Consider the following 1,455-nt stretch of genomic DNA (forward strand, 5'->3'; position numbering starts at 1 on the left):
AAGTAAAGGTTATGAAGCAATAGATTGTGGCACGTAAGATTTCGCTGGGACCCCATCTCCATTTTACGGTAAACGCGTCGGAGAAGCAGTATCAAGCGGGGCTGAAGACCTTGGTGTGACGATTTGTGGTACCGGCGTTGGGATCACAAACTCTGTCAATAAAGTGCCCGGTGTACGTGCTGCCCTAGTGCGGGACATGACGACTGCCATTTATTCAAAAGAACAATTAAATGCCAATGTAATTGGTTTTGGTGGAAAAATTACTGGTGAATTTTTAATCAATGATATTATTGAAGCTTTCATTAAAGCAGAATATAAAGAAACACCAGAAAACAAAGCGTTAATTGAAAAAATTAATGCCGTTGAAGGACCAAAACCAGAACAAGCAGATGCGCATTACTTCGATGAATTTTTAGCAAAATGGGATCGTGGCGAATATCACGACTAATAATTGATTAAAAAATAAATGGAGGGATTGCTATGATCGTAACGATTACGATGAACCCATCGATTGATATCTCGTATCCCCTTGAAACGTTTAAACTGGACACAGTCAATCGTGTAACAAACGTAAAAAAAACTGCTGGCGGTAAGGGGCTAAACGTAACCCGCGTTTTAAAACAACTAGGAGACGATGTCACAGCTAGTGGTCTATTAGGTGGTTTTTTAGGCGAGAGTATCAAAAAAGATTTAGATGAGGTCAATATTGCCCATTCTTTTAGCCAAATTAATGGTGAAACTAGAAACTGCATTGCCGTCTTACATGAAGGGATGCAAACAGAAATTTTAGAAAGTGGACCAGTTATTTCAGCCGCAGAAGCAGAAGTCTTTTTAACTCATTTTGCTGATTTGGTGAATAAAGCCAGTATCTTATCTTTTTCTGGCAGTTTGCCAGCCGGCTTGCCAAAAGATTTTTACGCTAAAATGATCGCTATTTGTAACGAAAATAACAAGCCCGTCATTTTAGACTGTTCTGGGGAATCGTTAAAATTAGTGCTAGAAAGTGACGCAAAACCACTATTGATTAAACCTAATACAGAAGAGTTAGCCGATTTATTAGGAAAAGAAGTTCCTGATGATATTGATACTTTAAAAGAAACGCTACAAGATGAATTGTTTGCTGGGATTGAATGGATTGTTGTTTCGATGGGAGCAAAAGGAGCCTTTGCAAAACATCATGACAAGTTTTATCGTGTTGAAATTCCAAAAATTGATGTTGTCAATCCAGTTGGTTCAGGGGACTCTACTGTTGCCGGCTTGACATCTGCAATAAACAACGGTGATTCAGATAGTGATATCTTGAAAAAAGCCAATGTTTTGGGTATGCTTAATGCGCAAGAAGCTGTAACGGGGCACGTTAATTTGGATAATTATCAAAAATTATTCGATCAATTAAAAGTGTCTTTAGTATAGAAAAATTTTAGGAGGAATATACAATGACAACAGAAGCAAAAA

1 protein-coding gene and 1 pseudogene are annotated in these 1,455 nt (G+C 37.9%); both read left to right on the forward strand.

Features of this window, described 5'->3' with window-relative positions; genetic code table 11:
* Positions 1-448 (forward strand): annotated as a pseudogene (locus JZO76_RS14080) (RpiB/LacA/LacB family sugar-phosphate isomerase); the annotation flags it as partial.
* A 32-nt stretch (positions 449-480) separates the two neighbouring features.
* Positions 481-1,413, forward strand: coding sequence for a tagatose-6-phosphate kinase (locus tag JZO76_RS14085; protein WP_206905900.1), 933 nt, complete (start codon positions 481-483; stop codon positions 1,411-1,413).
* Positions 1,414-1,455 lie beyond the last annotated feature (42 nt).

Origin of the sequence: Candidatus Enterococcus myersii, assembly GCF_017316025.1 — a bacterium.
GTDB classification, from domain to species: Bacteria; Bacillota; Bacilli; order Lactobacillales; family Enterococcaceae; genus Enterococcus_C; species Enterococcus_C montenegrensis.

Coding starts and splice junctions, on each gene's coding strand:
- JZO76_RS14085 (WP_206905900.1), top strand. CDS start 481: ATGATCGTAACGATTACGATGAACCCATCGATTGATATCTCGTATCCC.